This is a genomic window from Niabella yanshanensis (assembly GCF_034424215.1).
GTDB lineage: Bacteria > Bacteroidota > Bacteroidia > Chitinophagales > Chitinophagaceae > Niabella > Niabella yanshanensis.
Genome location: NZ_CP139960.1, coordinates 4,912,395 through 4,938,225, shown reverse-complemented (window position 1 = coordinate 4,938,225; position 25,831 = coordinate 4,912,395). Strand labels below are relative to the sequence as shown.

Sequence of the window (25,831 nt, the reverse complement as noted above, 5' to 3'; positions counted from 1 at the left end):
TGGGTGTATGATAATTTTGATACCTGGATTTGCCCATTCGAATACCATCAAAAAAAATTTGTTTATAAAAAATTAAACATTAATTTTGGTATAGTATAGTATAGTACAGATTGCTTTTTTACTGAATTGCTTGATTAAACTTTTTTAATAATTGCTTAAAATGAATAACCGATTGCCTTGTATTTCGGAAGGGAAACGAGATTCCTTTCTATGCCGTACCTGGATGCTGGTAGCCTTAATTTTGGCCAGCTGCCTGGCACAGGCACAAACCAGACCCATCATAGGAACTGTTAAGGACAGTTCGGGGAAAATGATGGACGGTGTTAATATCATCATTGTAAACAAACAAAAAATTGGAACTGTCACCGACAAGAATGGCCGTTTTGTTTTAGAAGTGGACAATGGAGATTCGCTTCGTTTCTCTTATATAGGTTATTCTGACGAATCATTTGCTATTACTCCTACAACGACTACTATCGACATCACGATGACACAAACGGTGTTCCAGGCGGGTGACGAGGTAGTGGTTACGGCTTTTGGACGAAAAGAAAGAAAGGAGGCTGTGGTTGGGTCTGTTACCAGTATCCAACCTGAAGAGCTTAAAATTCCGGCCAGCAATTTGACTACGGCCATGGCGGGGCAAATAGCGGGAATGATTGCTTACCAGCGAAGTGGGCAACCAGGTCAGGATAACGCCAATTTTTTTATACGGGGTGTTACCACTTTCGGATACAAGCAAGACCCATTGATTCTGATAGACAACGTAGAGCTTACAGCTAATGACCTTGCCCGATTGCAGGTAGATGATATTGCTTCCTTTTCGATATTGAAAGACGCCAGTGCTACTGCTCTATATGGAGCCCGTGGTGCCAACGGTGTGATACTGGTAAGCACCAAAGAGGGACGCGAAGGAAAGGCTAAAGTCAACTTCAGGTCGGAGTACTCATCATCACAGTCTACACAAACCCTGCAACTGGTTGACCCAATAAGGTATATGGACCTATACAATGAAGCAGCAATAACCAGAGATCCGACAGCCTCCGTCCCTTTTACTCCCGCTAAAATTCAAAATACAATCGATGCCATGAATGGAATGCCGGGCAGCAATGCATATGTATACCCCGCAGTAGATTGGCTTGACATGCTTTTCAGGAAAAGAGCTACCACCCAGCGTAATAATTTAAGTATTAATGGCGGTGGTAAAGTAGCCAAATACTATGTAGCAGGCTCTTATAATATAGATAATGGTGTGCTAAAAGAAGATATCAGGAATAATAACAAGAACAATGTTAAGTTTGAGAACTACCAGTTGCGTTCCAACGTTAACATTAACCTAACCAATACAACCGAACTGATCGTCCGTCTATCGGGTAATTTTAGCGAGTATAATGGGCCTATAACCACAGACGGTTCTTTTGCGTCAGACCTGTACAATATTGCCGTTCATACCAGTCCGGTGCTGTTTCCTGCATATTATGAACCCGATGCTGCCAACGCCAATACGCAACATATTCTTTTTGGCAATGTAGGTATCGGAGATGCCGGGATTGCCAACAACAGTATTCAATATAACAATCCTTATGCAGCTTTACTGCGAGGGCATAAGAACTTCTCTGAATCCAGAATGTCTGCGCAATTTGAGGTCAACCAGAATTTTGATTTTATTACGAAGGGGTTAAAATTCAGAGGCCTTTTGAATACCAACAGGTATTCTTATTTTACCTCGCAAAATGCTTACTCCCCTTTTTATTACAATATAGGCTCTTACAACAGAACAAGCAACGAGTACTCTCTTGTATGGCTGAATCCACAACCCACCGGAAGCAATGTAGCTACAGAGTACCTCCAGTACAGCAGGCAGGAACCCAAAACCAATACATTCATTTATATGCAGGGAGCCTTGGAGTACAATAGAACTATGGGAGATCATACTATCAGCAGCACCCTTATTGCCACCAGGCAGCAAACCCTGTACTCAGATGCAGATCACTTTCTAGGTTCTTCCAACAATAGTGCCCTGCAAAATTCTCTGCCCTACCGGAACTTCGGCCTGGCGGGCCGTCTTACTTATTCCTTCCTTCGTAAGTATTTTATCGAAGGTAATTTCGGATACAATGGTTCAGAACGATTTTCCTCTAACCACCGCTATGGATTCTTCCCTACTATCGGAGGTTCCTGGATTGTGTCTAACGAAAAATTCTGGAATGGAGGATTATCTAATATTATTACCAGGTTTAAACTAAGAGCCAGCCACGGACTTGTAGGTAATGACGCGATAGGCAGGCAAAGATTCTTTTATATGTCGGATGTAATTCTTAACGACGGGAATAACTATGCCCAGTTTGGTACCACAAACGGTTATGAACGCAAAGGAGTTGTGATCAGGAACTATGAAAACCTGGACGTAACCTGGGAGACATCAAGACAAACCAACGTAGCGGCTGAATTTACTTTACTCAAAAACTTCAACTTTATTGCTGAGTATTACACCAACTACCGTTATAATATTCTTCAGCAAAGAGCCAGCATTCCAACCACAATGGGATTGGAAGCGTCTATCAGCGCCAACCTGGGTGAAGTGAAGTCACAGGGCATTGACCTATCCTTAGACTATAAGCAAAGCTTTAATAGTGGACTCTGGCTTCAATCCAGGGCAAATTTCACCTACTCTACCAATGAGTATGTAAAACGGGAAGAGCCCAGCTATAATGAACCCTGGCGATACTCCATTGGTCAGCCTATCAATCGTGGCTGGGGCTACCTGGCAGAAAGATTGTTTGTTGATGATATCGAAGCAGCCAACTCCCCTATACAAAGCTTTAGCACCAACGGAAGACTGCCACAAGGTGGGGATATCAAGTACAAAGACATGAATAACGATGGCAGGATCGATTACCTGGATCAGACGTTTATTGGCTATCCGACTGTTCCCGAGATTGTATACGGATTCGGTCTATCAGGCGGCTATAAAGGATTTGACCTCTCAGCATTTTTACAGGGACAGGCAAGAGTATCTTTCTTTATTGACCCGAGCAGGGTAAGTCCTTTTATACAAAGTCCTGACCCCTATATATATGGAAATACACAGGTTATTACCGAGTTCGCCGATGATCATTGGACAGAGGCCAATCAAAATACATATGCGACTTATCCCAGGTTAGGCGTAAGTAGAAACGTTATCGAAAACAATCTTCAAAACAGTACGTGGTGGCTACGCAACGGCGCTTTCTTAAGGTTAAAATCTGTAGAATTAGGTTACACCATGCCAGCAAAACTTACCACAAAAGCGTGGGTTACTAATGCCCGTATTTATGTAAATGGCCTTAACCTGCTTACATGGGCTCCGTTTAAAACCTGGGATCCGGAACAAGGTGGTAATGGGTTCGCCTATCCCATTCAAAAAGTATTTAATATCGGTATCAATTTAAATTTATAAAAATGAGTCTGTCAGTATCTATAAAAGGACTTGCAGGAGCCATATTAATCGGTGCGTGTTTATCATCACTATCCTCCTGTAAAAAATACCTGGATATCGTACCTGATAACGTGGGTACATTGGATTATGCTTTCAGGAACAAAAATGAAGCAGAGAATTACCTGTTCACCTGCTATTCCACTATGCAACGGCAATACAATACGATTGTAAACCCGGGCTTCACCCTTGCCGCGGAAATAGTTTATCCTACCGACCCCAATGGCTTTGCAGCATTGAACGAAGCAGGCTTCAGCCTGATAAAAGGTATTCAAACACCATCCAACCCATTAATCAACTACTGGGATGGCGAGGGTGGCGCAGAGCCTCTCTTCCAGGCAATCAGAAGATGCAATATCATGCTGGAGAATATCGATCAGCCTATTGATCTGGATACACCTACCAAAAACAGGTGGCTGGCTGAAACCAGGTTTCTGAAGGCTTACTATCATTACTGGCTGTTAAGAATGTATGGTCCTATCCCGCTTGTTAGGGAAAACCTGCCCATTAACGCATCAGCTGAAGAGGTAAAAATAAAAAGAGCAACCCTGCAGGAATCTTTTGATTACGTCCTCTCTCTTCTGGACGAGGCTATACCAAACCTGCCACCAACTATTCAAAATCCTGCTCAGGAGTTGGGACGTATCACCAAAGTTATAGCCCTTTCATTTAAAGCAGAAATATTAATGACGCAGGCAAGTCCTTTGTTTAACGGAAATCCTGATTATGCAGGTTTTAAAGACAAAGACGGAAGGAATCTTTTCCCAGCAAGTTATGATGCTACCCTTTGGCAAAAAGCAGCCACCGCGTGCAAAGAAGCGATTGATGAGGCCGAAAGTGTTGGAATTAAATTCCATACCTATATCCCCGTAGGCAATGTATTGAACATGAACGACGAACTAAAACAGGTGCTGACGCTGCAAACCGCAGTTACTGAAAAATGGGAAAACAATCTGGAATTAATATGGGCTATGAATTATGGATTTAACTATCAGAACTACGTTATACCCCGTATGACCGATAAATCCGTAGCCAGTGTGAACCAAAACCCCGGCAGTTTTTCTGTCCCCATAGCTACAACCGATTTATTTTACACCAAAAACGGAGTACCGATCAATGAAGATAAAAACTTTGACTATATAAACAGGTATACTACACAGGCAGGAGACGACGCTAATAAAAACTATATAAAGCTTGGATACGCAACAGCAAAGGTTAACTTTAACAGGGAGTCGCGCTTTTACGCCAACCTGGGTTTTGATGGTGGCATCTGGTTTGGGAACGGAGTACTGGATGCGAACAACCCCCGTTATGTACAGGGTCGCGGTCCTACTGCCTTAGCCGGACCTAAAAGTGTTGGCGCTACGAATATAACCGGCTACTGGCCTAAAAAACTGGCGAACTATATAACGGTATATGATGAAACTTTCCAAACAGAACATTTCAAACTCCCGGTGATCCGGCTAGCTGGCTTGTACTTACTTTATGCGGAGGCATTAAATGAAATAAATGGCCCTACAGCGGAAACATACGAATTTATTGACAGAGTGAGAACACGGGCTGGGTTAAAGGGAGTGGTTGAGTCGTGGCAAACTTATTCTTCTGCTCCATCGAAGCCACTCACCAAAGAGGGGCTAAGACAGATCATCCACCAGGAACGAAGAATTGAATTATGTTTTGAGGCGCAAAGCGGATGGGATTTAAGAAGATGGAAAGAGTTACAGAATGTATTGAGCAGGCCATTACAAGGTTGGAATGTATATGGAGAAAACCCATCTGACTACTATCAACCCAGAACTGTTCTGATCCCGGTATTCGGTTTGAAAAACTACTTATGGCCTATTAAGACAGACAACCTTGTAGTAAATACCAATCTAACACAAAATCCTAACTGGTAATATTCTGATATATGAAGAATAAGATCTTTACACTCAATTTGCTGGTTTTGTTTACAGCAACCCTGCTTTTTGGCATCTCAGCCTGTCAAAAAAATGCATCTAACAATAATCCGGTATCTACCGACGGAACCAAACCAGACCCAGTAACTAATATCAGGGTAGAAAACTCCAATGGTAGCGCTCATATCATTTATACGCTTCCGAAAAATCCAAACCTGTTATATGTACTTGCCGAATATAAAATTGATGAGAATAAGCCGAGACAAACAAAGTCCAGCTATTATACCGATACCATAAAAGTAGACGGCTTTGCAGAAAGTAAGGAATATGAAATCACACTGTACACTGTTAGCAGGGCTGAAGTAAAATCAGATCCTATAAAGGTAAAAGTCAATCCTCTGACCCCTAAATTCCAGGTGGTAAACAGTCAGTTGGAACTAACCCCAGATTTTGGTGGTGTCAACATAAGCGGAGCTAATGCATTTAAAGCGCCGCTTTCTATGCATGTTGTCTTTTTCAATTCTGAAACCAATAAGTTTGAAGAAAAAGATCCGGTAAATATTTCTACTCAAAACATCAATTTTTCAGTTCGTGGTTTCGATTCAAAGCCTACTCAATTTGGTATTTATACAACAGATAAGTTCGGCAATAAGTCTGACACCTTGTTTAAAACATTGACGCCGCTATTTGAAACCATGCTGGATTACAAAAAATTCTATAAATACAGCCTGGCCAGCGATGCACCTATTGGGTGGGGAGGAGAATTACATTATTTCTGGGATGGCAGAACCGGGGAGCCGGGCTGGCATACAGACATTGCTCCTGTATCGCAGGGGACCTGGGGACTTGGTGTTAAGGCTAAATTAAGCAGATTCAAACTTTATCTAAGGCTTAGCGCTGCATGGGGCTACCAGAATCCTAAAGTATTTACCATCTGGGGGACCGATAAAACCAACCCGGTTGATATTGCTTTACCCAATGCTTCAATTTTAGGGCAGACTATTGGAGACTGGACCAGTATGGGTACCTACACCTACCCTAATCCGCCTTCCGGTTTACCAGCTAATCAGGCCAACAGTCAGGATATGCAGTATATGGCGGACGGAGTTGACTTTAATGTCCCGCTTGATGCCATCCCTACACGATTTATACGTTTTGTAGTGAACCAGACATGGGGTGGTATCAGTTATACCAATGCCCAGGAGATTACCTTATATGGCAGTCCCCAATAAAGAAAAGGTCCAGACCACTAACAATAAAATATAAACTGATGAATTCTAAAAATAATATCATTATCGCCATATCGTTACTCTTCTTAGCAATCAGTTGCAAAAGGTATGATAATGATTACCTAAGGTACTTTGATGGCAAAGAGTCTGTTTACCCCGGGCTCGTAAAAAGCCTTACTTACAGGGCGGGCAATTTGCGTACAGCTCTCTCCTGGAATCCGAGTCCTGATCCTAGTGTGATTAAATATGTTGTGAAATGGAATAATGGTCAGGATTCTGTTGTAGTTCCGGCAAGCTCGCATAATCCTGAAGACCTGGTTTCGGTAACCATCCCTAACCTAAGTGAATATGTTTATTCCTTTATCATCTACTCTTACGATGATAAAGGAAACCGCTCTATTGGCCAGGAGATTAATAATGTTCGGGTATATGGAGATGCTTACAAGTCTTTACTGCAAAACAGGAATATTAATGCTGCCGACCCCTATGTTTATGCAGACAATGGCATACTTACCCTAAATTTTGCGAACGCCGACACGAGCAATGCTTCAACATTCATCACCTACACCAACACTTCCAATACTACCGAACGCAAAACGTTATTACCGGGCGAGAATACTATAGTTATCAATAATTACAAATCCGGGACGCCTATTACTTACAATTCTTCCTACATACCGGAAAAAAATGCTATCGACACTTTTCAAGCAAATACTACAGCAAGCTTCCCAACAATATATAGATATGTAATATGTCCTAAAAATAAGTTTAGTCCCTTATCGTTGTACGGAGACGGACAGCCTTACGACAACAGTTACTGGACTTCGCTCTGGACTGTTTTCGATGGAGCTACATCACCAAAAGGATGGTATAACGGTTTTCACAGTAACGATGCGAAAACACTACCCTACCCCATCAGTTTTGACATGGGCGCTACTTACAATTCGTTATCACATTTTGAAATTATTGGCAGAGACTGTTGCCACAACCCTGTTGAATATGAAGTATGGGGTTCCAACACACAAAACGTCCCCAACCTCGAAGGAAACAATCCTAATTGGGGGACCCAGATGCAGGCAAATGGATGGACGCTATTACAATCCGTAAACAGAACTGATGATGGGAAAGCTCCGTTTAAAAGCAGCCTGATCGACAATCCTCCTCCTGTAAGATATATCAGAGTTCTAATTAAGAAGGTGGCGAGCGGCGAGAGCAAGTACAGTAATTTTAGTCAGGTTACGCTTTGGAACAGGGAATAGATCAAGCGCAGTTATTTGCAACGCACAGCCTTATATTATTAACGTCACCGCAAATGCACAAATTTTTACTGTAGATAACAAATAATATGTTATGCAACGTTTAGGGGGATTTATGTAAGAAAGGAGTATTTTGTTATATGGATTTTACAAATAGATATTTAAGACTATTAGTAGCAGTTTGTTTGTTATTGACTACCAGCACCTCTGCCCGGATTGTATTACCCCGCATCTTTACAGACGGCATGGTTTTGCAACGCGATCAACCCCTCACGATATGGGGTACCGCAGGCAAAAACGAAAGCATAAAGGTAGACATCAACGGGCAGCAGGCTGTTACCACTTCGAACGCACACGGAGACTGGAAGATCGTTCTAAAACCCATGCATTGGGGCGGGCCTTATCATCTTACGATTACAGGCCGTAACGACAAGAAGGTATTGCAAAATATACTGATCGGCGATGTATGGATCTGTAGCGGACAATCCAATATGGAAATGCCGGTGTCCGGCTGGTCAAAGGTGAACAATGCCGAACAGGAAATAGCCGCGGCCAACTACCCCAACATACGGCTATTTACGGTGGAAAAATCAACCAGCTTTATGCCCCAAAAAGAGCTGGCCGGCGGGCAATGGCTGGAATGTACTTCAGCTAATATCCCTTCTTTTTCGGCGGTGGCTTATTTCTTTGGCAGGAAGATCAACCAGGATACGAAAATACCTATCGGTTTGATCAGCACCAATTGGGGGGGTACGAATATACAGGCATGGACCAGCTGGCCTGCTATTTCCGGATTTGATGGATACAATCATCTTGACCGGGCAAAAATGGAACAAACTTTTGCACAACAGGATGAGAACAGAAAAGCTTATAACCAGGCATTGGCAGCAGACCCCGGCAGCAGCGAAGGCAGGTATCAAAATGACGATATAGATGGCTGGAAGAAAATCCAGATGCCCGGCTCCTGGGAATCTTCTGAGATTGGCAATACCGATGGCATCATCTGGTTTAAGAAAAGCTTCGAACTGGAAAAAATTCCTTCCGGCAATAATATTGTCTTGCACCTGGGCGCCATAGATGACGCAGATTCTACTTACATTAACGGCATATTAGTAGGAAACGATAATATCTGGAATAAAAGCCGGGTATACCCCGTAAGCTCTTCATTGCTCAAGGAAGGCAAAAATACCATCGCCATTAAAATGATGGATGGCGGTGCACAGGGTGGTATGTTTGGAAAACCCGAAGATCTTTTTATAAGCGTTGGTGACAAAAAAATCCCTATTGCCGGGGACTGGCACTACAAGCCCTCCGTTACTTCCAAAGGGTATAATTTGATAGAGACAGGGCCTAACGCTTTTCCTTCGCAGCTATTCAATGCTATGATCAATCCACTCACAGGTTTCAAAATAAAAGGCGCCATATGGTACCAGGGGGAAGCCAATGTAAATGAAGCAGCGCGTTATCAGCAACTCTTTCCTGCAATGATTGCCGACTGGCGGAAAGCCTGGGGCTATAACTTTCCTTTTATATGGGTACAACTGGCCAATTACCTGGAGCGAAAAAAAGAGCCGGGGGCAAGTGCCTGGGCTGAACTGAGAGCAGCTCAACATCAAACACTCACCGTACCTAATACCGGTGAGGCTGTAGCGATAGACATCGGGGAAGCCCATGATATACATCCCCGTAATAAACAGGACGTAGGTCTGCGATTGGCGCTGGCAGCAGAAACGATGGTATATGGCAAAAAAATGGTGGCTTCGGGGCCGGTGCTCGCCTCGTTTAAAGCAGAAGGTAACAAGATCATCCTCAGCTTTACCCATACCGGTGGTGGCCTCGTGTCCAGGCAGCAACAGTTAACCGGATTTTCAATTGCAGGAGCCAATCAGCAGTTTATTTGGGCGGATGCGAAAATAATGGGCAATAAAGTAATTGTAAGCAGTCCCTCGATCCAACAACCAGTAGCCGTACGTTATGCATGGGCCGATAATCCCGACGCAGGCTTATATAACAAGGAAAACCTTCCGGCCTCCCCTTTCAGAACGGATAACTGGCCATTAACTACTGAGGGCAAAAAGATCTATTAGCACCTCCTGTCCCTTATTCAAATTGTAAAGTGATGAAGTATATAAAAAGAATTGGCGTTACCATCCTGGCATTTATTGTAGCTAACAATAGTTCGGCGCAAACCCAAAAAGATCTTAAGTTATGGTACGACAAGCCGGCGGCCATGTGGGAGGAGACCCTTCCGCTGGGCAACGGTCGTCTGGGAATGATGCCTGACGGAGGTGTCAATAAAGAAAATATTGTTTTGAATGATATCACCTTATGGTCGGGCTCTGAGCAGGATGCCAATAATTATGAAGCCAATCAATACCTGCCCGAGATCAGGAAAATGCTGGCCGCCGGCAAAAATGACGATGCACAAGACCTGATCAATAAACACTTCATCTGTAAAGGACCCGGATCAGGTGGTAAACAGTGGGGCTGCTTCCAGGTACTGGGCAATTTAGAAATCAACTACCGGTATAGCCAACCCAATACCTCTCCAACCGCTTACTACCGGGCTTTGGAACTGGATCAGGCCCTTGCCACCACCCGTTTCATAGTCAATGGCGTAACTTATACCCGGGAATACTTTACCAGCTTCGGAACTGATGTGGGCATCATCAAACTAACCAGTAGTAAACCCGGTGCGTTAAATTTTTCTGTTAGCCTGTCAAGACCCGAACGCTCGCAGGTAAAAGTAAAAGATCAGACGGTTGGCATATACGGACAGCTGGATAATGGAACGGACGGAAAAGGTATGCAGTATATGGCGCTGGCATCGGTAAAGTTGTCGGGCGGCGGATCTGTGCGTACTACTGATAAAGAACTTTCTATAGCCGATGCCACTACCGCTTATATCTATGTGTCGATGGGTACCGATTTCAAAAACCCTGGTTTTGAAAATAAAACGGCGCAGTTATTACAAGCTGCAATGAGCAAAAACTACCTGTCAGAAAAAACCATTCACACCCAAAACTTTCAAAAATTATTTAACCGTTTCTCAGTAAACCTGGGTACCGGCGAGAACAGCCATCTGTCTACCAATAAACGATTAGATCTTTTTTATAAAAATCCGCAGAAAGATAACGCGCTGCCTGCTTTGTTCTTGCAATTTGGCCGCTATCTCAGCATCAGCAGTACACGCGTGGGTTTATTACCACCCAATTTACAGGGGCTTTGGGCCAACCAGGTTAATACCCCCTGGAATGGCGACTACCATCTAGACATTAACGTGGAGATGAATCACTGGCATCTGGAAGCGGCTAATTTATCGGAGCTCAACCTCCCACTGGCCGAACTGGTTAAAGGGTTAGTTAAAAATGGAGAACGTACCGCCAAAGCCTACTACAACGCCAATGGCTGGATTGCCCATGTTATTACCAATGTATGGGGTTTTACCGAACCAGGCGAAAGTGCTTCCTGGGGTATTGCCAACTCTGGCTCGGGGTGGCTATGCGAAAACCTATGGGCTCATTACGCTTATACTAAAGACAAAAAATACCTAAAGGACATTTATCCCGTTTTAAAAGGCTCTGCCCTTTTTTACCGGGATGCATTGATTACTGATCCTAAAACAAAATGGCTGGTTACAGCGCCTTCCGTATCGCCCGAAAATACATTTGTCTTAAATGGCAAACATGTGAATGTTTGTATGGGACCCACTATCGATAACCAAATCACCAGGGAGCTTTTTAACAATGTGATTGAAGCATCAAAAGTGCTTGGTGTGGATGCTGATTTCAGAGCCGACCTGACCAGAAAGCTAAAACAGATTCCTCCACCCGGCCGCATTGCCAGCGATGGCAGAATTATGGAATGGCTGGAAGAGTATAAAGAGGCGGATCCCCAGCACCGGCATATCTCGCATTTATGGGGGCTTTATCCCGGCTCGTCCATCACAGCCAATAAAACACCTCACTTAATGGAAGCCGCGAAAAAAACATTAGAGGTAAGAGGCGACGACGGTCCGAGTTGGGCGATTACACATAAGCAATTATTCTGGGCACGTTTACATGACGGAGAAAGAGCTTTCAAACTTCTTAAAGAAGTGCTGCGCCCCACTTTAAGAACAGATATTAATTATGGCGCCGGCGGCGGGGTGTATCCCAACCTGCTTTCCGCGGGCCCACCCTTCCAGATCGATGGTAATTTTGGCGGCTCGGCGGGTATACTGGAAATGCTGCTACAAAGCCATGATGGCTATATCGAGCTGTTGCCTTCCATCCCTGCCATCTGGAAAAAAAAGGGACAGGTAAAAGGCATCAGGGCGCAGAACAATATCACGATAGATCTGCAATGGTCTGACGGCAGGGTCATCAACTATAAACTCTACTCCCCGTCTAAACAGCAGGTAAAGCTAAAAGTAAATGGACAATTGGTTCATGCAACTACTATAGCACGATAACTTAATTGAATACAATACTTACAAAAACAAAGAGCATGAGGTTTGCGTTGAAAGGTTTATGGACATTAGCTATATCTATAGCGTCAGTAGCGGTATTTGCACAGGAACAGATCATTCCGGTGACAACAGCCGAAAACTCAATGGTATTGAAGGTTGACCAGCAAAAGAACTTATCGATACTGTACTATGGAAGAAAGCTCGGCAACAATAATGAATATGGATTGATTCCGCAGGCCTATAAACAAACCAGCGATTATACCGAAGTGGCCGATGCGGCTTATACCGCTTCGGGCTCACGGAATCTGCTGGAACCAGCCATTACCGTAACCCATGCTGATGGCAATAATTCATTGGATCTTCGTTATGTGCAGCATGAACAAAAAGACCTTGGTAATGGTGTCAGCCAGTTATCTATCTTATTAAAAGATCCTGTGTATAATTTCCAGGTGACGCTATTTTACAAGTCTTATTTCAAACAAGATGTAATTGAGCAATGGGCGGTTATCAGGCATGCGGAAAAGTCAAATGTGCTTTTACATAAATATGCATCAGCCAACCTGCATATCAAAGCAAAAAGCTTCTGGCTTACACAATATCATGGCGACTGGGCTAAAGAAATGCAACCTGAAACATCCAAACTAACACATGGCATTAAGACGCTCGATAGTAAACTAGGTACCCGGGCCAATTTATTCCAACCTTCTGTATTTATGGTATCACTCGATAAGCCTTCCACGGAAGACGAAGGAACGGTACTATACGGTGCGCTGGAGTACAGCGGCAATTTCAAAACCGACCTGGAACTGGATTACCAGAACAACCTGCGTATTATATCCGGCATCAACAATTATGCTTCTGCTTATACGTTAAAACCTAATGAAGACTTCGTTACTCCAGGGTTTCTGTATACATTATCGCATGAGGGTAAAGGAAGCGCCAGCCGCAGGCTACAGGACTGGGCACGCAACTATAAAGTACTGGACGGCAAAAAAGACAGGCTTACCTTGTTAAATAACTGGGAGGCCACTTATTTCGACTTTGATGAAAATAAATTAAAGGAACTTATAAAAGATACCAGGAAACTCGGTGTTGACCTGTTCCTGCTGGACGACGGCTGGTTTGCGAATAAGTATCCCAGGAACGGCGATGTAGCAGGCCTGGGAGACTGGGCTCCAAATAAGAAGAAATTACCAAATGGCATCGGAACGCTGGTTAAAGAAGCCGCTAACAACCAGGTGAAATTTGGTATATGGATCGAACCTGAAATGGTGAACCCTAAAAGTGAATTGTATGAACAACATCCGGATTGGGTTATAAAGCAACCCTTGCGGGCCGAACATTACTTCCGGAATCAACTGGTTTTAGACCTGAGTAACCCGAAGGTACAGGACTTTGTTTTTAAAGTAGTAGACGATCTGTTTGCAAAAAACGGCGAACTTGCCTATATAAAATGGGACTGCAACGCGGTTATCTATAATGCCCATTCCGCCTATCTTAAAAACCAATCGCATTTTTACATTGAGTATATGCGTGGGCTGTATAATGTGTTAAAAAGAATACGTAGCAAGTATCCTACTGTCCCTATGATGTTATGCTCAGGCGGTGGCGGCCGCGTGGACTATGGCGCGTTAGAGTACTTTACGGAGTTCTGGCCCAGCGATAATACCGATCCGCTCGAACGCATATTCATGCAATGGGAGTACTCTTACTTCTACCCTGCTATTGCCAGCGCCAACCATGTAACCGACTGGGGCAAACAACCTATTAAATTCAGGACCGATGTGGCCATGATGGGCAAGCTTGGCTTTGATATTGTTGTAAATCACCTAAGCGAAAAAGATCTTCAATATTGCCAGGATGCCATTAAACAATATAATTCGTTTAAAGATATCGTATGGTTTGGCCAACAATACCGGCTGGCTAATCCTGCTGAGGGAGATATTGCGTCTATGGCTTATATCAATGAAGAGAAATCCAAAGGGGTTATTTTCAACTACCTCGTTAATAACCGGTATGGCTCGGGAAGCATTTATCCGGTTCGCCTTAAAGGACTCGATCGGGCCGCGAAATACAGGATCACTGAAATATGTTTATACCCCGGAAGCAAAACTTCTATTGACGAATCAAAATCCTATAGTGGTGAATTTCTAATGACGATAGGATTTAACCCGGTGCTGAATGCACAAAGAACGAGTGTGGTATTGATGATTGAAAAGATTTGATCCAACCTGCTTTTTATACCAGACCTGGCACGGGCAATTTGGATAAAAGAAAACGGAGCCGTCTTTTTTTAAAATAGCTCCGTTTTTATTTTTCAAAGTACTCTAAGAAACATTATATCGGGTTCTGCCCGGCGTTGCAACAGCATACATGCCATTGGCGTCAGGCATGATCAACGGATCAGCATCGAAACTGAATTTTTTGGGCATCAGATCGATACCACTATTCAGTGCTTTTTCAAAATCGATCACTTCACCACTATAGGTAGCCATCCGTCCTATAATTCCGGTCAGTGTACTTTTGGCGCCGTATTCCGCATCCCAGAACTTATATTCGCCTTTTGCTATGGCAGCAAATAACTCATCGTGCTCAGCCTGGTAAGGATTGTTCTCTCCTTTTTTATCGAATGCGAAAAGCGTATTGCCTTTATGATCTTTGATCACCGCCGCATCTCCATAAATCTTCCCCTTTGTTCCAATAAGCAACTCATCAACCTTACTCATCGTGCGTGGAATATGGCGGCACTGGCTGTTTAAAATGCTGCCGTCTGCGTAATGAAACTCTACAAAATGATGGTCGTATATTTCTCCATATTTCTTGTCGGTACGCACCTGTCGCCCTCCCAGTCCCTGCGCTTTAACCGGGTATGCATTTTTAAACCAGTTCACCACATCAATGTTATGCACGTGCTGCTCCACTATATGATCGCCGCAAAGCCAGTTAAAATAATACCAGTTACGCATCTGGTATTCCATTTCCGTCTGGCCTGCCTGGCGCTCTTTCACCCATACGCCATCGTTATTCCACCAGGCCTGGGCTGATGTTATATCACCGATCAGATCTTTATTTTTAAACAACGCCCGGTAAGAATTCTGGTATCTGCGCTGCAATCCTACTACCACATTTAATTTCTTCTGTTTGGCCACCTGGGCCATATCCAGTACTTTCTTAATGCCCGCAGGATCCGTCGCAACAGGTTTTTCCATAAACACATGTTTACCTTGCTTTACAGCCGCTTCAAAGTGAATAGGCCTGAAACCGGGAGGCGTTGTGAGTAATACTACATCTGCCAAAGCAATTGCCTTTTCATAAGCATCAAAGCCGGTAAATTTTCTCTCTTCAGGTACATTTACTTTGCTGGCGCTAATACCCGATTCTGCCAGATTCCCGGTTATAGATTTATAGCAATCATCCAGCCGATCCCTGAAAGCATCTGCCATAGCTACTAATTGCACATTTTGAGTAGTACTCAAAGCCTGTAGTGCCGCACCCGTTCCACGACCGCCGCAGCCTATCAATGCCACCTTTATAACACCTGCAGCGCCTGAAAAAAAATTGGCATTGCTAAAGAGAGGCGCCGCAGCTAAACCACCAGCCAGCAAGCCGGTCTGTTGTACGAATTTTCTACGTGAAGTTTTATGATCCATAGTTGTTTATTTAAATAAAAATGAGATAATAATACCCGTTTATTATAGTTATAATGTCAGATAGGTTTCAAAGAATTTCTCTACCTCCTGCTTTGATGGCTGAAGCAATGGGCGCACCAGCCTGAAGCCAACAAATGGAGCATCTGCATTCCACCATTTGCTTTTCGGGATCTGTGGGTCCCTGCGATTCCAGACAAGATCGGAGGATGATCTTTTTGCGCTTCGGAGGGATTTAGCGGGGTCATTATAGTTGCCGCCTCTCACTACCAGCGGGTGTTTAACTGTAGGCACGGCAACCGGATCCTGTGTCAACTTCTCTCTCTTGTTATAGGTATCAGCCCCATATTGATCCAATACCCATTCCTGAACATTTCCTAACATATCATAAAATCCCCAGGGGTTAGGCTTCTTCAAACCTGTCTCATGATATTTTTGATCGCTGTTGGCCCCGTACCAGGCGTAATCTTTCAAATGAGTACTGTCGTCACCAAAAAAGTAAGTGGTTTTAGTACCCGCTTTACAGGCATACTCCCACTCAGCTTCAGTGGGCAGGCGATAAAATATGCCTGTTTTTTCATACAACCATTTGCAGTACATCAAAGCTCCATGTTGCTTCATACTGTTGGCAGGAAAGCCACCCTCTTTCCCCATCCCCAGGGTAACTTCTATATAGGGACGTGATGGACGTGTTATAGCATCCACAGCGCTGTTTTCGGCGTAGGTCTCGTCATTCAGGTATAGAGCAAATTCATCGTGTGTTACTTCGCGCGCGCCCATCCAAAACGCGCTGAGCTCAACCTGGTGCGGCTTTTCATCAGCAGCCCTGCTGCTTCCCATCAAGAAACTGCCCGCCTTTACCGGAATCATTTCAAATTGAACCGCAGAGCCAGGGATGGCTTGTTTGTATTTTTCAAAAGCCGGCTGCTGCCCAAAAACATTGAGGGATAGCCCCAAACCAGCAACGGTTAAAAATTCAAATCGCATAGATTAATTTCTGTTCTTAAAACCTTTCTTATTATTTATTTTGCCACCGGAAAATCATCTACTTCGCGGTAAGCCTGTACCAGTCGTTGCTCCCCCTGTTTGCCCTGCAGGGAAGTTCCATGCTCCATACCCACTATACCTTTGTATCCCTTATCATATAAGAATTTGAAGACATTTTTATAATTAATCTCCCCGGTGGTTGGCTCCCTCCTGCCGGGATTATCTCCCACCTGTATATAAGGTGTTTCATCCCAGCACAGCTCTAGATTCGCAATCAGATTGCCCTCATTCTTTTGCAAATGATAGGCGTCAAACAGTATTTTACAACTAGGGCTATCTACTGCTTTACAGATCTCATAAGTTTGTGTGGAAGTACGCAAAAACAAATCAGGTGAATCGCTTAAAGGCTCCAGTACCATTACTATTCCGTGGGGCTCGAATATTTCGGCACCCCGGCGTAAAGCCTCAATTACATTCGACGTTTGTATGGCAATGGGTAAATGTTTTTCAAAATCTCCCGGCACAACCGTAACCCATTTCGCGTTACAGCGCTTGGCTACTTCCACTGATTTTCTGCACCCTTCCAGGAAAATATCCACGTGCCTGTTGTTTTTTGCGGCCAGGGTATTGGCTCCGTTACCACCCTTGGGTACTACAAATACGCCCATACGCATTCCCAGTTTAGCAAGGGTTTCCCCAATTTGTGTTTGTTGCTCAGTTGATCGTCCGGCCATTCCGTTATCTTCAATCGATCTGAAACCCAGGTCGTGCATATATTTGATCTGGTCTATAAAATCACCTCCTGCACTGGTAGAGAACATGCCATCATGAGGCGCATAATCAAGTTTAAATTTTAAAGAAGGGTTTACCTGGTTTCTTGCAGATAAAGAACCAGTTACTGCCAGGGCTCCCGTGGATAACAGGCTATTTCTAAGAAATGAACGTCGTTGCATGTACTGTAATTTTAACGGATTGCTGCCCGTCTTGCTTTTTGCAAAACGAGCCGGCGTTCCGTACTTTATTAAATTAAATAGTGATAAGGATTTTATTTACCGTAAACATATACCTCGGCTATAGCCGTAAATGGAGGACGGTTACTGTCGGGGAACTGAATCTTCATGTATCTTCCTTTTGCCTGGTTGGTATTATTTATTGATAGTTTATCGCCGGAAGCGAAAACGCCCTGGCCCGCCAGCGTCCAGGTACCCAAAGGATCCGGACTGTCTCCTACATACACCTGCGCGGTTTTGGCATCTGTATTACCTTTTCTGCGGTATATTTCAAAATAGCTGATATTTTTATCCGAGACCATATCAATAATTGCCCAATGTGGTAAAGGAGCATGGGGGTCATATTGCGAATGCCAGTAAGAATCAAGGTTACCATCAATCAAAGTATTCATCCCGCCGCCATCGCTGGCTCTCTCATCCGACACAGCTAATACCTTCCATAAAGAACGATTAAACAAATAAGTGTCCGGCAGCTGCCCATCGTCCCAATTGGTATAAAAAGTATCAATGGACGCAGCCTGCGGAATGAACAGAGAGCGATATTGAAAGGCAGATCCCGCCTTCGCATCAAACGAAATAGAAAAGGAACCTGACGGTGTCCTGAGTACGGTATCAAGCCCCGAAAATTTTGAAATGTATTTGATTTCGTTATAGATCATTCCCTCGCCGCCGGCAAACCATTCAATCCCAGCCGATGCCTCTGTAAGGGATACCTGGCGAATACGACGATTAACTAATGTAGAAGCATACAAAGACCCATACGCCGCACCAAACTGTGTATAAGTCAATGACCTGTTTTTAAAATTATCGATGGAATAAATGTTAAAGGCATAAGATTTTTCCTCGAGACCGGTTATTAATACTTCCATACTATCTCTGCCCGACTTAAAGCTGGCTGGCACTACCAGAGAATCTGCCCCGTTATTCCAGGTAACAACCATATCTTTTACATTAACACCATTCACCATCCATAGCCGCATTTTCAAACGCTGTTTACCTGAAACAAATGCTACCGAATCTGGTTTAACGGCATAGACGGTTTCTCCGTCTTTTATAAACTCCTTATGAACATCGGTAAACTTGTCACAGGATGCTGCGCCCGTTAACACGCAGCAGATAATAAATATATAAATCACGTATTTCATAACTATTTTTTGTCTTATGAATATTTAAGTACCATGTATCCGTTCAACGCTGACTAATTGCGAAAGATATTATTTGGGTTCACCAAAAACATCAATTTCGGCCGGGTGCGTGAACGTAGTGCTACCCCATGTAGACTTTACCACTATACGGATATAACGTACCGGCTCCTGCGACAGATCGAATGTAAACTCGTGTCCCGCTTCAGCTACACGGAGGTCATCATCGGTAACAGTGCTTGAGGGACCCGAAGGCTTCATGATCTCTGTGTCCTTAATCTTCGTCCACTCTGCCCAATCGCCGCTTTGCGAAGGAGCCGTCGTGCGTACATATAAATCGAAGGCGCGCGGATTACCCCAGTTATAATAACTGTTACTGTACCTGCGCTGAAATATCACCAACCGGCTTACCTTGGCTACAACGCCCAGGTCGATCGTGAAAGGAGCTGGAAGAGAAGAAGACGGAGAGTGACCGAATGAGTTCAGATCATCATCAATTATCTTTTGATCCGAACCCTCGAAATTGGTAAAGTTCTGGTCATTAGCCAGCTTCATGATTCGCATACGGCTCTTCGAGAGCTTTTCTTCATACAACGGCGTAATCAACCTCCCGGTGGGGAATATCGTATCTGAGCGATTGCCGAAGTTATCTTTCACCACTACACCAAATGGCCTGGGCTGGGGCTTATAACCTCTTAATGACTGCAAACCTTCTAAGAGCTGGGAATTAACAATCCGTACCAATGCCATTCTACCCAAAGAGTCAGGAGTAAAAAATTCGAAGGTAAGCGGTGACTTAAATTCGTTGGCCCAGCTATACCTTGCGCCCCCAAAATCACCTTGTATAAACATCGTCTTTGCTACCTGGCTCAAAGGCGATTCTAATGGCTGAACAGTACAACTAACAGGATCTGAAACCTCCTGTGCGCGGTTAACCGTGTAAAGCATCACTTCGTGGGCTTTCTCGTCATTAAAGCCAACTACTGTAATTTTATTTTCATAAATAGAGGCCATCGCCTCCATTTTTTTTCCCGTTTCCAAAGTATAAGTGGCTTTTACACTTATAATATCCTGCTGGTTAGGTATCCGATAACTGATGAGTGCACCGCCAGCCAGGTTCTCTACTTTAACTTCTGTCACCTGCATGGGCTTACCCAGGCTTTTTGATATCGGCTCATTCACTTTTTTAGTGCAGCCCAATACCATCAGCAACCCGGATATTATTAAAAATGAGTATTTCATACGCAATATTTTAAAGGCTACCAGCCCGGATTTTGAATTAACAAAGGATTTTTGATCATTTCCGACTGTGGGATCGGTGCGAAATAATCGCGATAGGTAAACTGCTGCACGTAAACACTCACCAGTGTGTAATACTCTTCCGCTTCCCGGCCATTAACATTCCATCCCATAATCGGCCGGTTCTGTTCGGTTAAAGCAGTCTTCCATCGGTGGCTGTCCCAATAATAACTTCCTTCGCAGGCCAGCTCTATTTTTCGCTCCTGCTGTATGATCTGGCGCATACCTTCTTTGCTAAGCGGCTTGGATGGCTGGTTAGAGTGACTGGCCCAGCTTTCAACCACCCCTTTTAAGCCTGCCCTGGACCTTACTGAATCAATGTACAGGTACACTTCCTGGTCGGGAGCCGATTTTGACTCATTGAGGGCTTCAGCGCAAAGCAACAGGAGGTCTGCAAACCGCATATCGGGATAAGGATAGGTTTCTTCCGATACACTATTCGCATCACGCCAGGTTGTGTTCATAGACACCAGCTTCTTGGCCCAATACCCGGTGGCATTGTACTCTCCCGGGTTAAATACAGAAGAGTATTCCCCGAACCGGTTTTTAGGATAAGGCGTTTCGCTTTCTGTAGATGTACGATAAGAATTCCCATACCACCGGCCCCGATCAAAACCCAGCGTGGAGTAAAACCGCGTCTCCCGGTCAAAATTGAGCGCGGCTGTTTTCTCTCCCGAAGCTATTAAAAGATTGTGAGCGGCATCACCTATACGAATACTGTATCTGCTTCCGTAAGGGTAAGAAATATCTTCATTAATAGGCACACCATTATTAGAGTAAAAAAGCTCGACAGTAGATAGCGGAACACTTAAAGTGCCGGTCATACCGGAGGGCGTGGAAGTGGCCGGCTCAAGGCGAGGCAAAGAAATCAGCTGAAAAATCCAATCTGCGGGATAGGAAGAATTTCCCCATACTACTTCAGGATTCCATCTTTGTGTAACCGCACTTCTGAGCGTATTGATCAGCAATGTCGTATCCGATATCTGCCGGGCATTTACCGCCTGGTAGTCTGATCTTTTATACAAACGAATGCCCGCTTCAGTACACACTTCAATAGCCCGTTTGCATGCGCTGGCTGCGCTGTCCCATCTCGCTGCAATATACTGCTGATTAAAAAAGGGTTCGTTTTCGTGATTTACAAAACCGCTGTAATCACGATTACCGTTGAAAAGCGGACTGGCCCAAAACACCAATACCTTTGCTTTCAGCATATGTGCTACCGACGCTGTAAAACGTCCCAGTTCTGCGTTCCGGTTTTCAATATTCAGAGGTAAAGCTGCTGAGTTAATTACTTCATCTATCAGCCCTACTACATACGTAAAGCAATCATCCACTTTCTCTCTTTCTGTTCTAACCCCGGCTGTACTTTCATTCACCGGCGTGTTCTCGCGAAGTGGTGTCATGGGTCCGTAGTATTGTATCAGGTAAAAGTTAAGATAAGCTTTAATGAGCTTTACCTCCGCCTTCATTCGCTCTTTTTCATACTGGTTCACATCCTTTACGCCATCAATACGCTCCAGGAAAGTATTGCAGTCTCTCATACCTGCATATAGCGATCTTACGTAGCTGGAGTTATTGCTCCAGTAATTAACCAACGCCAGCGCAGCGCTATTTTCGGACAACCCGAAACGCATACCGGCCTGAGTTCTATGATCCCTGTTAAAAATCATTTCCATGGCACCAAATATGCCCGGGTTTTCGTTCCAACCCGCAGATTTGGGAATACCCCAGTAGCAGGTGGCCAAAAACTTTATCGCATTGTACCTGTCTGAAAAAGCATTATCAACCGTTGGAATGTTATCCGGAACAATGTCCAGGTATTTACCACAGGAGCTTAGCCCTGTAGCTATAAAAACTGCAATTATTATAGTATAGATTTTTTTCTTCATGGCACCTGTTTTTATAAGCCGATGTTAAAGCCCACATTAAATACTCTTTGAAGTGGGTAGTCAAATCCTGATCCTGCCATCTCCGGATCCCATAACTTGAAAGCGCTCCAATGCAGCAGGTTCGAGCCGCTGAAGTATATACGAAAATCAGCAACCTTAAAGCGTTTCAGCATGGAGGGAGGAAAGCTATAGCCAACATCTACCGACTTGAGTCTTAAAAAGCTGCCGTTTTGCATGAACCAGGTACTGGTTTGCCGGTTATTATCAATATTGTAGTTGGCAAGCCGTGGCCAGAATGCATAGGAATTGCGATTGCTTTCTGACCAGTAATCACTGGCAATGGCCTGCAGTACGGCATTTTGCCCTACCCTGCCATCTCCTCCGTCACCATCAATAAATGGCGTAACATTGTCCTGGTTTAACCAGAACGATTCGCGGGCTAATCCCTGAAAAAAGAAGTTAAAATCGAAGCGTTTATAACTTACTGATAATCCAAAACCATAAATAATCTCCGGTGTTACCGGGTGTCCTATAGGAACAAAATCCAGATTATCAATCTTACCGTCACCATTGATATCTTTATACTTGATATCGCCACCTGAATATGCACCAAATTCCTGTCGCGGAGAGTTTTTCACTTCAGCTGAATCAATAAACAGGCGCTCTGCAACCAACCCCCAGGTTTGCCCCAGGTTGGTTCCTATCCTCGACAACCAGTAGTTATTACCATAATCAGGTTCCTCCCATTTGATAACCTTACTCGTAGTATAGGTAAAAGTGCCCCGGCCGGTAAACTTCAGGTCCTTGCCAATCGTTTTATCATAATTCAGTTCAATATCAATGCCTCTGCCCTCGGCTTCGCCTACATTTGCTTTTACTGCCGGCAAAATACCCGCGGTTGCAGGCATGATGCGGTCCTGAAGAATATTCTTTCTTCTTTCTTTGTAAATTTCAATAATAGAGGAAAATCCATTTCGCAGGTTAAATTCCAACGCCAGGTTGGTTTTATAAGACCGCTCCCAACCTACCTGGTCGTTTGCATAACGGCTTACATCAATCCCGCCCGGGTTCTCGTTCATATTAACACCCCAGTTTACATTGTGTGGCGCATTTAAGTTAACTTCCGATAAATAAAAAAATCTTTCAGATGCGCTGCCGATGGCTTCGTTACCCGCAATACCATAAGAGCCTCTCAATTTCAGCATCCTGAAAACATCTGAGAGCGGCTCAAAGAACGGCTCATTGGAAATAACCCAACCTGCGCCAAACGAAGGAAAAAATCCCCACCTGTTATTTTGTGCAAACCGCTCCGAAGCATTATACCCATAAGCAAACTCAGCCAGGTAACGTGTATCAAAGTCATAGGAGAATCGACCGGAGAAACTTAAGTTCCTTGTTGGTAGCGATAACTGAATAGAGGATGGTGCCCCCTGCTTAAACTGTCGGGCTGTAAATACCAATAACCCACTGATGCTGTTTTTGCCGAAATTATTATTGTATTGAGTGGCCCCCTCAAAATAAAAAGAATTGGCAACGGTGCGCGAAGTATTATTTGCATCATAATCCAGTGTTTCCCTTCCCGTTGTAGGATTTAAACGAACCAGCCTGTAAGAATCATTGGCCAGATCGAATGAAGATATACGATAGTAAAAAGGTACATACGCACGGGAGATACTGTACTCAGACCTGCGATCAAAATTCACCAGGGCCCGCGCCATCAGTCCTTTCGCTATAGCGTCCAGGTTTTGCCTTAATTCCACCGTGGTAAGCATATTGCTGCGACTATAATCCCTGTACCCCCTCATTGCCTCAGCATAAGGATTTAGATAATTGCCGGTTTCAAAATTACCGAAGAGGGTATGTTTTGCATAAGAGAAATTAGAATCAGGTTCATAGAAAGGCTTAAAGCGTACGGGGTTGGCCTGCATCACTTTACGGTACATTGCAGAACCTCCATCAATGGGACCGGTATAATCATCAAAATTGGCTACAAAACGTGTAGACATTTCTGTGGTCTTGGTCAGGTTAATATTAACATTGGAACGGATGGAATATTTATAAAGATCAATATTAGAGTTGAAATCATTTTTATTATCCACTTTCAGGTTGCCCCTGTCCCTGGTTACGCTACCGGCCACATAATAGCGGGCAACAGAACCACCACCGGTAAAGCTGAGGTTTAAACGGTTATTAATTGCCATGCGTTTAAACATCGCTTCTTCCCAATTGGTGGCGGGGTAAATATCCCGGTGCAGTCCCATTTCGGTAAAAGTTATTTGCTCATCTGTATAAAGCGTCTGGCCGTTTGGATCGCGGGTTTTCACTGCTTCATTATGCATGCGCATAAACGTAACAGGGTCCGCAGTCTCTAATCTTTGAGTAGGTGAAGAAAAAGAGTTTTCAAAACGCAGATCAAAATTCATTTTCCCTTCCTTCCCTTCTTTGGTAGTGACCAGGATCACCCCATTCGCACCTCTTGCCCCATACAATGCGGTAGCCATGGCATCTTTCATGATGCTAAAGCTGGCAATATCATCGGGGTTTAAACGAGCCAGATCATTAGGACTTAACTCTATACCATCAATCAAAATAAGCGGATCTTTCTTTGCTGAAGCGCCAAATGAAGTGATACCGCGAATGAAAAAGGCCGCGTTATCCTGACCTGGTTCCCCGCTTCGCTGGTAAGCAACCATACCCGCCAGCCTGCCAGCCAATGAATTGGTAAGATTGCTACTGGGCATTCTTAATTCAGAAGGCTTAATCGAGGTAATTGAAGCTACCATGCTTGCCTTTTTCTGCTTGGAGAAAGCCACTACGGCCACTTCGTTCATACTACCGTCCTCACCATCCAGTACAATAATAAGCGGACGGCTGTCTGCTATAAAAACATATTGTGTTTTGTAGCCAACCGACGATATTTCAAGGCTGTCATACAAATTGGCATTCAGGGTAAATTCACCTTTCTCATTGGTTAAAGTTCCATTCTGCGTGCCTTTTACATACACAGATACATTCTGCAACATGCCGCCGGCACGGTCTTTAACAGAGCCCTGAACCAGTATCGGAGGCCGCCTGGCATCGGTGACAGGAGGCGGAACATTACGGGTAAGAATAACAAAGAGATTCCTGTCAATTTTTTTATAATACAAGGGTGTATTCAACAGAAGCTTGTCCATGACCGAATCAATGGAAGCATTCTTCGTTCGGATATTAATTTTAAGATCCCGGGGAAATATTTGTGACTGATAAACAAACGAGTACCTGCCTTGTTCCCGGATCGCTTCCAGCACTTTTTCAATAGGTGCTTCTTTTAAATCCAGATTAATGCGTTGCCCGGATACATCACTAGCCCATAGTGATGTATAGGTGAAGAGTAAGAGAACAATGGACAACTTCATTAACAGGAGAAATTTAAATGCACAGCGATAAGCATAGCAGTTCGTTTTTTTCATACTTTTAGAGGATAAAATGAAAAGCAATCGATTTACAGAAGTTAATTTTCGTTTTATGATCAAGGGAGCCTGGCCGCTTCCTTGATACTTTTTATATCAT

At 44.0% G+C, this 25,831-nt stretch carries 14 protein-coding genes; 7 read left to right on the top strand and 7 right to left on the bottom strand.

The features are described 5' to 3' along the window. Positions 1-160 precede the first annotated feature (160 nt). The 7 genes from U0035_RS20430 (at position 161) to U0035_RS20400 (ending at position 14,530) form a co-directional block, all read left to right on the top strand. On the top strand, positions 161-3,436 hold the full coding sequence (locus U0035_RS20430) for a SusC/RagA family TonB-linked outer membrane protein (RefSeq protein ID WP_245957704.1): 3,276 nt from the start codon (positions 161-163) through the stop codon (positions 3,434-3,436). Positions 3,437-3,438: 2 nt separating this feature from the next. Continuing rightward, positions 3,439-5,370 carry a RagB/SusD family nutrient uptake outer membrane protein gene (locus tag U0035_RS20425; RefSeq protein WP_114790792.1) on the top strand — a complete coding sequence of 644 codons (1,932 nt, stop codon included), beginning with the start codon at positions 3,439-3,441 and terminating at the stop codon, positions 5,368-5,370. 11 nt (positions 5,371-5,381) lie between these two features. Further along, complete coding sequence (locus U0035_RS20420) at positions 5,382-6,602, top strand: DUF4959 domain-containing protein (RefSeq protein ID WP_114790791.1); 1,221 nt, start codon at positions 5,382-5,384, stop codon at positions 6,600-6,602. Between the two features lie 38 nt (positions 6,603-6,640). After that, entirely contained in the window at positions 6,641-7,858 is a 1,218-nt protein-coding gene (locus U0035_RS20415) for a DUF4998 domain-containing protein (protein WP_114790790.1), read from the top strand. A gap of 137 nt (positions 7,859-7,995) precedes the next feature. Then, a complete protein-coding gene (locus U0035_RS20410) occupies positions 7,996-9,942 on the top strand; it encodes a sialate O-acetylesterase (RefSeq protein ID WP_114790789.1) in 1,947 nt (648 codons plus the stop codon). 32 nt (positions 9,943-9,974) lie between these two features. Next, on the top strand, positions 9,975-12,308 hold the full coding sequence (locus tag U0035_RS20405) for a glycoside hydrolase family 95 protein (protein ID WP_114790788.1): 2,334 nt from the start codon (positions 9,975-9,977) through the stop codon (positions 12,306-12,308). Positions 12,309-12,343: 35 nt separating this feature from the next. Then, a complete protein-coding gene (locus U0035_RS20400) occupies positions 12,344-14,530 on the top strand; it encodes an alpha-galactosidase (RefSeq protein ID WP_114790787.1) in 2,187 nt (728 codons plus the stop codon). A gap of 102 nt (positions 14,531-14,632) precedes the next feature. Here the strand turns inward: U0035_RS20400 and U0035_RS20395 are convergent, their stop codons facing one another. The 7 genes from U0035_RS20395 to U0035_RS20365 all read right to left on the bottom strand — a co-directional run bounded on the left by U0035_RS20395 (position 14,633) and on the right by U0035_RS20365 (position 25,731). Then, positions 14,633-15,955: a Gfo/Idh/MocA family protein gene (locus tag U0035_RS20395; protein WP_114790786.1), complete on the bottom strand. Its 1,323-nt coding sequence runs from the start codon at positions 15,953-15,955 to the stop codon at positions 14,633-14,635. Positions 15,956-16,003: 48 nt separating this feature from the next. Beyond that, on the bottom strand, positions 16,004-16,939 hold the full coding sequence (locus U0035_RS20390) for a formylglycine-generating enzyme family protein (RefSeq protein ID WP_114790785.1): 936 nt from the start codon (positions 16,937-16,939) through the stop codon (positions 16,004-16,006). 35 nt (positions 16,940-16,974) lie between these two features. Then, a complete protein-coding gene (locus U0035_RS20385) occupies positions 16,975-17,892 on the bottom strand; it encodes a hydroxypyruvate isomerase family protein (RefSeq protein ID WP_114790784.1) in 918 nt (305 codons plus the stop codon). 92 nt (positions 17,893-17,984) lie between these two features. Next, positions 17,985-19,094 carry a DUF4998 domain-containing protein gene (locus tag U0035_RS20380; RefSeq protein ID WP_114790783.1) on the bottom strand — a complete coding sequence of 370 codons (1,110 nt, stop codon included), beginning with the start codon at positions 19,092-19,094 and terminating at the stop codon, positions 17,985-17,987. A 69-nt stretch (positions 19,095-19,163) separates the two neighbouring features. Beyond that, positions 19,164-20,333, bottom strand: coding sequence for a DUF5000 domain-containing lipoprotein (locus U0035_RS20375; RefSeq protein ID WP_211316418.1), 1,170 nt, complete (start codon positions 20,331-20,333; stop codon positions 19,164-19,166). Positions 20,334-20,350: 17 nt separating this feature from the next. Then, positions 20,351-22,279 carry a RagB/SusD family nutrient uptake outer membrane protein gene (locus U0035_RS20370; protein WP_114790781.1) on the bottom strand — a complete coding sequence of 643 codons (1,929 nt, stop codon included), beginning with the start codon at positions 22,277-22,279 and terminating at the stop codon, positions 20,351-20,353. Positions 22,280-22,290: 11 nt separating this feature from the next. After that, positions 22,291-25,731: a TonB-dependent receptor gene (locus U0035_RS20365; RefSeq protein WP_245957703.1), complete on the bottom strand. Its 3,441-nt coding sequence runs from the start codon at positions 25,729-25,731 to the stop codon at positions 22,291-22,293. Positions 25,732-25,831 lie beyond the last annotated feature (100 nt).

Excerpts from the sequence above, each read along its gene's own strand:
- U0035_RS20430 (WP_245957704.1), top strand. The coding sequence starts at position 161 with ATGAATAACCGATTGCCTTGTATTTCGGAAGGGAAACGAGATTCCTTT.
- U0035_RS20425 (WP_114790792.1), top strand. The coding sequence starts at position 3,439 with ATGAGTCTGTCAGTATCTATAAAAGGACTTGCAGGAGCCATATTAATC.
- U0035_RS20420 (WP_114790791.1), top strand. The coding sequence starts at position 5,382 with ATGAAGAATAAGATCTTTACACTCAATTTGCTGGTTTTGTTTACAGCA.
- U0035_RS20415 (WP_114790790.1), top strand. The coding sequence starts at position 6,641 with ATGAATTCTAAAAATAATATCATTATCGCCATATCGTTACTCTTCTTA.
- U0035_RS20410 (WP_114790789.1), top strand. The coding sequence starts at position 7,996 with ATGGATTTTACAAATAGATATTTAAGACTATTAGTAGCAGTTTGTTTG.
- U0035_RS20405 (WP_114790788.1), top strand. The coding sequence starts at position 9,975 with ATGAAGTATATAAAAAGAATTGGCGTTACCATCCTGGCATTTATTGTA.
- U0035_RS20400 (WP_114790787.1), top strand. The coding sequence starts at position 12,344 with ATGAGGTTTGCGTTGAAAGGTTTATGGACATTAGCTATATCTATAGCG.
- U0035_RS20395 (WP_114790786.1), bottom strand. The coding sequence starts at position 15,955 with ATGGATCATAAAACTTCACGTAGAAAATTCGTACAACAGACCGGCTTG.
- U0035_RS20390 (WP_114790785.1), bottom strand. The coding sequence starts at position 16,939 with ATGCGATTTGAATTTTTAACCGTTGCTGGTTTGGGGCTATCCCTCAAT.
- U0035_RS20385 (WP_114790784.1), bottom strand. The coding sequence starts at position 17,892 with ATGCAACGACGTTCATTTCTTAGAAATAGCCTGTTATCCACGGGAGCC.
- U0035_RS20380 (WP_114790783.1), bottom strand. The coding sequence starts at position 19,094 with ATGAAATACGTGATTTATATATTTATTATCTGCTGCGTGTTAACGGGC.
- U0035_RS20375 (WP_211316418.1), bottom strand. The coding sequence starts at position 20,333 with ATGAAATACTCATTTTTAATAATATCCGGGTTGCTGATGGTATTGGGC.
- U0035_RS20370 (WP_114790781.1), bottom strand. The coding sequence starts at position 22,279 with ATGAAGAAAAAAATCTATACTATAATAATTGCAGTTTTTATAGCTACA.
- U0035_RS20365 (WP_245957703.1), bottom strand. The coding sequence starts at position 25,731 with ATGAAAAAAACGAACTGCTATGCTTATCGCTGTGCATTTAAATTTCTC.